This is a genomic window from Nocardioides sp., assembly GCF_034670285.1.
GTDB lineage: Bacteria > Actinomycetota > Actinomycetes > Propionibacteriales > Nocardioidaceae > Nocardioides.
The window spans coordinates 1-6,518 of sequence record NZ_JAXMNS010000206.1; the positions used below are offsets into that span (position 1 = coordinate 1).

5 protein-coding genes, 1 tRNA gene and 1 pseudogene are annotated in these 6,518 nt (G+C 69.3%); 2 read left to right on the forward strand and 5 right to left on the reverse strand.

Annotated elements, in window-relative coordinates; genetic code table 11:
- Positions 1–41: 41 nt before the first annotated feature.
- From VOI19_RS11485 to VOI19_RS11495, 3 genes are all read right to left on the reverse strand, one after another.
- A complete protein-coding gene (locus VOI19_RS11485) occupies positions 42–800 on the reverse strand; it encodes an aldo/keto reductase (RefSeq protein ID WP_323793099.1) in 759 nt (252 codons plus the stop codon).
- 71 nt (positions 801–871) lie between these two features.
- Positions 872–2,476: a succinic semialdehyde dehydrogenase gene (locus VOI19_RS11490; protein WP_323793100.1), complete on the reverse strand. Its 1,605-nt coding sequence runs from the start codon at positions 2,474–2,476 to the stop codon at positions 872–874.
- Positions 2,477–2,480: 4 nt separating this feature from the next.
- Positions 2,481–4,115, reverse strand: coding sequence for a GMC family oxidoreductase (locus VOI19_RS11495; RefSeq protein ID WP_323793101.1), 1,635 nt, complete (start codon positions 4,113–4,115; stop codon positions 2,481–2,483).
- A 118-nt stretch (positions 4,116–4,233) separates the two neighbouring features.
- On the opposite strand from VOI19_RS11495, the gene pdxY reads away from it, so the two are divergent.
- Entirely contained in the window at positions 4,234–5,103 is an 870-nt protein-coding gene (gene pdxY, locus VOI19_RS11500; protein WP_323793102.1) for a pyridoxal kinase PdxY, read from the forward strand.
- 28 nt (positions 5,104–5,131) lie between these two features.
- On the opposite strand, the gene VOI19_RS11505 is transcribed toward pdxY, so the two are convergent.
- Together VOI19_RS11505 and VOI19_RS11510 are read right to left on the reverse strand one after the other, a co-directional pair.
- Positions 5,132–5,204: transfer RNA gene (locus VOI19_RS11505), tRNA-Thr, on the reverse strand.
- Positions 5,205–5,274: 70 nt separating this feature from the next.
- Positions 5,275–6,012, reverse strand: a complete 738-nt coding sequence (locus tag VOI19_RS11510) for an SDR family NAD(P)-dependent oxidoreductase (protein ID WP_323793103.1) — start codon at positions 6,010–6,012, stop codon at positions 5,275–5,277.
- Positions 6,013–6,082: 70 nt separating this feature from the next.
- Between VOI19_RS11510 and VOI19_RS11515 the strand changes: the two are divergent.
- A pseudogene (locus tag VOI19_RS11515) lies at positions 6,083–6,518 on the forward strand (DUF4032 domain-containing protein); the annotation flags it as partial.

Here is a 6,518-nt window from a genome sequence, read left to right on the forward strand (position 1 = left end):
CTCGGCCTGGGTGCCATGAAAGCTCGCGACGCCAAAAAGGATCACTCGATCCGGTCCCAGTCGGCCCGTTCCAGCCACGGCGAGGGCGTCAGTGTCGCGCGCGACCCGTCCGGGGCGCCCTGCCCACGGCGGTACTTGCCCGTGAGGAGGCCGTACTCGAGCGGGAAGAACGGCAAGATCCCCAGGCCGTACTCCTCGCACGCGGGCGCCACCTCGCTCTCGATCGAGCGATCGAGCAGCGAGAAACGGTTCTGCACGCTGACGAACCGCTCGAGCCCGGCGGAGCGCGAGGTCCACTCAGCGTCTGCGACCTGCCAGCCGGCGAAGTTGGAGCACCCGAGGTAGCCGATCTTGCCCTCGCGCACGAGGTCGGTCAGCACAGACAGGGTCTCCTCGACCGGGGTCACCGGGTCGGGGGTGTGCAGCTGGTAGAGGTCGATGTGATCGGTCTGCAGCCGGCGCAGGCTCGCCTCCACCGCGCGCCGCACGTAGCGGCGCGACCCACGCACGCCGTGGTCGACGCCGTTGGCGCCGCCTACGTCCATCCCGAACTTCGTGGCGACGACGAACTCGTCCCGGCGCCCCTTCAGCGCCTCGCCGACCAGCTCCTCGCTGCCGCCCGGCGGGTCGCCGTACGTGTCGGCGGTGTCGAGCAGCGTGACGCCGACGTCCTGCGCGGCATCGAGGATGTCGTTGACCCCGGACAGGTCGACGCGCTTGCTGAAGGCGTTGCAGCCGATGCCGACGGCGCTCACCATCAGGCCCGAGCCACCCAGCGGGCGGTAGTCCATCTCGCTCATGGACCCGACGCTATCGCCCCGCACCGGACGTCTCTGCCGCGTCGGCGCCAACTGGCGCCGACCCGGCCCGGTCAGCGGATCCGGGTCTTCCGCATCATCTTGAGCCCGGAGACCATGCCCTTGACGTACTCCTCGTAGTCCTGACCAGGGCGGGCCCCCATGACCTGCTTCTTGAGCACGGCGAGGTTCTGCACGTCGGTGTACTTGAGCAGGCCCTGGTCGCCGTGACGGGCGCCGACGCCGGAGGTCTTCACACCGCCGGACGGCGTGCCCTTGGAGGCGAACGCCGTGGCGAGGATGTCGTTGACGTTGACGTTTCCGGCCTCGATGCGGGCGGCGACCGCGCACGCCGCGTCGAGGTCGGTGCCCCACACCGAGGCGTTGAGGCCGTAGTCGGTGTCGTTGGCCAGCGCGACGGCCTCGTCGACCGAGCGGTAGGGGTAGAGCGCGACGACCGGGCCGAAGGTCTCGGTGACGCCGCAGCGCATCTCGTCGGTGACGCCCTCGAGGATCGTCGGCTCGAAGAACGCCGGCCCGAGGTCGGGTCGTGCGTGGCCGCCGGTGAGCACGGTGGCGCCCTTGGCGACGGCGTCCTCGACGTGAGCCTGCACGTTGCGCAGGTGCTCGACCGACACGAGCGAGCCCATGTCCGGCTCGAAGTCGTACGACGCTCGCACGTCGAGCCCCTCGGCGGCCTTGACGAAGGCCGTCTTGAACTCCTCGTAGCGCGACTCGGGTAGGTACATCCGCTCGATGTGCATGCAGATCTGGCCGGTGTTGCCGAACGCACCGAATAACGCACCCTGGACCACGTCGTCCATGGCAGCGTCCTCGAGGACGATCATCGGGTTCTTGCCGCCCAGCTCGAGGCAGCAGCCGATCAGGTTGCGTCCGGCACGCTCGCCGATGACGCGTCCGGTGGCGGTGGACCCGGTGAACATGACGTAGTTGGCGTTGTCGATCAGGGTCGGACCGACGTCGGGTCCCTCACCGCACACGACCTGGAAGAGCCCCTTCGGCAGCCCTGCCTCCTCGAGCAGCTGGACGCCGTACAACGGGGAGAGCGCGGTCTTGTTGTCGGGCTTGAGCACGATCGCGTTGCCCGCCATCAGCGCCGCGATCGAGTCGGAGATGCCGGTGGCGAACGGGAAGTTCCACGGGCCGATGATCGCCACGACGCCCTTGGGCTGACGGATCTCGGTGGACGTCGTCAGGAACGGCACCGGCCCGCCCCGCTTGGTCGGCGCCAGCAGCTTGGGGGCCCGCTTGAGGTAGTGACTCATCACCATCGGCGGGTCGCACGTCTCCTCGATCGCCATCCGCCGGTTCTTGCCGCTCTCGACCTGGATCAGGTCAGTCGTGGTCTCGGCGTGGTCGAGGAAGAGGGTGTGGGCACGCTTGAAGACCGCGAGCCGCTTGGCCAGCGGCCACTGCGCCCACTCGGCCTGCGCTCGGCGGGCCTTCACGAAGGCCCGCTCGATGTCGCCCGGCGTCGACTGCGGCAGCTCGACGAGCACCTCGCCGGTGTAGACCTCCGTGAGCGGCCAGGTCGCGCCGCCGGAGCCGTCAACCCGGGAGACCAGGCCCTGCAGGAATCCCGGCGTGACCGAGGCGGGGCGGGTGATCGCCGGCGGAGTGGAGCCGGTGGTCGTCGTCGGCTGGGCCGTGGTGGTCATCGCGTCACTTCCCGCTGAGGATGAGCTGGGCGCCCATCTCACCGATCATGATCGCGGGCGCGTTGGTGTTGCCGCCGGTGATCGACGGCATGATCGAGGCGTCGCAGACGCGCAGGCCCTCGATGCCGCGCACCTTGAGCTCCGGGTCCACGACCGCGAGCTCGTCGACGCCCATCCGGCACGTGCCGACACCGTGGTAGACCGACGTGGCGCGGTTGAGGATGGCGTCGCGCAGCTCCTGACCCTGGAGGGCCTTGCCCGGGTGGAGCTCCTGCTTGATCGAGCCCTTGAAGGCCGAGCCCGAGAAGATCTCGCGCACCAGCTCGGAGCCCTCGGTCAGCAGGTCGAGGTCAGCGGTCTCGGCCAGGTAGTTGGGGTCGATCAGCGGGGTCGCCCGGGGATCGGCCGAAGCCAGCCGCAGCGTGCCACGGCTCTTGGGATAGATCAGGGTCGTGAGCACGGTCAGCGCGGGGTGCGGGTCGACGTCGTGACGGATCGCCTCGTCCTGGTTGGGCGAGACATAGCTCCACGGCAGCAGGTGCAGCTGCAGGTCGGGCACGTTGTCGGTGGCCTGTGAGGTCTTGAGGAAGGCGAGCACCTCGAAGACCGAGTTGGCCATGAAGGTGCTCCCCGGCCGCAAGATCTCCTTCATGGTGCCCTTGGCGAAGTAAGGCGCGGTGCCGCGGTTCTTCGACGACGTCGCCTGGAACGTCATCGCGTGGAACATGTGGTCGTGCAGGTTGTCGCCGACCGGGAGGTCGGCATGCACGGAGATTCCGTGGTCCTTGAGGTGCTGGGCATGCCCCACTCCCGAGAGCATCAGGATCTGTGCGGAGCCGATGAAGCCCGCAGCCAACACGACCTCCTTGGCGGCTCGGATCGTGCGGGCTCCCCCGCCCCGGCCGGTGTCGGTGACCTCGACGCCGGTGGCGCGACCGTTCTCGATGACGACCTTGGTGACGAGGACCTCGGTCTGCACCTCGAGGGTCGGCGGCGCGAGGTGGTGGATGTAGCCGCGCGAGGCGGAGTAGCGCAGGCCGTCGGAGGCGTTCTGCTGCATCCGGCTCACCCCCTCCTGCGACTCGCCGTTGTAGTCGTCGAGGACCTTGCAGCCGGTGGCGTCGGCGGTGGCCTGGAGGAACTGCAGCGAACCCTCCTGCGGCGCCTTGTTGCGCGTGATCTTGATCGGACCGCCGGAGCCGCGGAAGGCGTTCTCGCCGTCCTCGAAGTCCTCCATGCGCTTGTAGGCGGCGTTGACGCTGTCGGCGTCCCAGCCCCGGTTGCCCTCAGCGGCCCAGGAGTCGAAGTTGGCCCGGTTGCCGCGCACGTAGACCATGCCGTTGACCGAGCTGGACCCGCCGAGGACCTTGCCGCGCGGCACCGGCATCTTGCGGTCGAGGATGTGCTTCTGCGGGACCGAGTAGTAGCCCCAGTCGTTGAGGGCCTTGATCTGCGGCACCGAGTGCATCGGGCCGATCATGCCCGGCTTCTTGGTGAGGAACTTGTTGTCGGTCTTGCCCGCCTCGAGGACGATGACGCTCGCACCGGACTCCGCCAGACGGCCCGCCACGGCGGCACCCGCACTGCCGGAACCGACCACCACGTAGTCGGCTTCGTTGCTGTAGGACTTCTTGGCCATCGTCGTACGTCTCCTCGGGCTCCGGTCGGACCGCTTGTGGTCCCGACCACACATCGACCGTAACTGTAACGCGTTCTAGTTTTCCCGTACAGGACTCGTCCACGCGAGAATAGGTTTCGTGAAGATCCTGTCGATCCAGTCCTCCGTCGCCTACGGCCACGTCGGCAACTCCGCCGCGACGTTCCCGCTCCAGCGCCTCGGCCACGAGGTGTGGCCGGTGCTCACGGTGCACTTCTCCAACCACACCGGGTACGGCGCCTGGCGCGGCCCGCTGCTCGACCCCGCCGACGTGGCAGACGTGATCGCCGGCATCGGCGATCGCGGCGTGCTCGGCGAGGCGGACGCCGTGCTTTCGGGCTACCAGGGCGACCCGGCCGTCGGTGCGGTGATCCTCGACGCCGTCAGCCAGGTGCGGGCCGCCAACCCGGGGGCCGTCTACTGCTGCGACCCGGTGATGGGCGACGTGGGCCGGGGCATGTTCGTGCGACCGGGGATCCCCGAGTACCTGCGCGACGAGGTCGTGCCCCGCGCCGATATCATCACGCCCAACCACTTCGAGCTCGACTTCCTCTCCGGCCGGACGACGGCGGCCCCGGGCACCCCGGGGACGCTCGACGAGGTGCTCGATGCCGTCGACGTCGTCCGCGACCGGGGCCCGCGCCACGTGCTGGTGACATCGGTGCTGCACGCCGACTCCGCTCCCGAGACGCTCGACGTCGTCGCCGTCTCCGAGGACGGCGCGTGGGCGGTCACCACTCCCCTGCTGCCGATCTCGCCCAACGGCTGCGGCGACGTGACCGCCGCGCTCTACCTCGCCCACCTCACGACGACCGGCTCCCCGGCAACCGCCCTGGAGCGCACCACCTCGTCGGTCTTCGCGATCCTCGAGGCGACCCTGGCCGCCGGCACCCGAGAGATCGCGCTCGTCGCGGCGCAGGACGCGATCGCGGCCCCACCGCACCGGTTCGAGGCACGACGCCTGCGCTGAGCGCCGGGGATGCAACAGTTCTCGGGAGAGCCGCGTGAGAGAGTCGAACTCTCGACATCCATATTACCAGTATGGCGCTCTGCCAACTGAGTTAACGCGGCGTGCGCCTCGCGACGCGCGGCCGATCCTACTGGTGCCGGCGAGCAGCCGGCACCCGGACGCCGAAGGCTGTCAGGTCATGCAGCCGTCGAAGGCGAGCACCGCGCCGGAGATCATCCGCGCCTCGGGCGAGGCGAGGTAGACGATCGACGAGCCGAGCTCGGCCGGGGTGATCGCCTCGCCGGGGAGCATCGCCATCAGCCGGTCCATGACCCGCGGGTCGAGGTCGTCGGGGAAGCGCGCAGCGACCTCGGCGATGATCGGTGTGTCGACGCTGCCGGGACAGACCGCGTTGACGCGTACGCCGTCCGGAGCGAGCTCGAGAGCCAGCCCCTTGGTCATCGCCGTCAGGCCGCCCTTCGCTGCGACGTAGGCCGTGGCGTAGGGCTGCACCTTGTTGCCGGCCACCGAGGAGACGTTGACGATGGTGCCGCGGCAGGCCTTCACGTGCGGCAGCGCGGTCTGCATCACCAGGAACGGACCCTTGAGGTCGATCGCCTGCACCCGGTCCCACTCGTCGTCGGTGATCGTCTCGAAGCGGCCGAACTGCACGACGCCCGCGATGTTGGCCAGCACGTCGATGCGGGCGTGCTCGGCCACGCAGGTCGCGATCGCCGTCTCCACCGAGGAGCGGTCGGCCACGTTGCACTCGACGTAGGTGACGCCGTCCGGCACGGTGGGAGCGATGTCGAGGCCGAAGACGACGTCGCCGAGATCCTGGAAGAGCGCGGCGGTGGCGTGGCCGATGCCGGAGGCGGCTCCGGTGATGACGACGACACGGGGGTTCCGGGGTGCTGCAGACTCGGTCATGATCGGACCGTAGCAGCGAAACTAGAACTTGTTCTAGCAGTTCTGGTCGGCCGCGGGCTACTGTCGGCTCATGGCGCTCCACATCGTGGCCAACCGCCCCGACCCGGCGTTGCTGTCGCTGCCCTGGGCGACCCCGCTCGAGGAGTGGGGCGAGCGGCACGTGGTCCCTCTTCCTCGCGGCCTCTCGCGGCACGTCGTACGGATCATCCGGCTCGGCGATCGCACCTATGCCGTGAAGGAGACCGTTGAGGACATCGCGTTCCGCGAGTACCGGCTGCTGCGCGACCTCCAACGGATGGGGCTGCCCTGCGTCGTGCCCCAGGGGGTCGTCACCGGGCGGGTGGACGACGCAGGCGAACCGCTCCCCGCGGCGCTGCTCACCCAGCACCTGCGCTTCTCGCTCCCCTACCGGAGCCTGTTCGCCCACGGACTCCGGACCGAGGACCTGCCCTCGCTCGTCGACGCGGTCGTGGTGCTGCTCGTGCGCCTGCACCTCGCCGACTTCT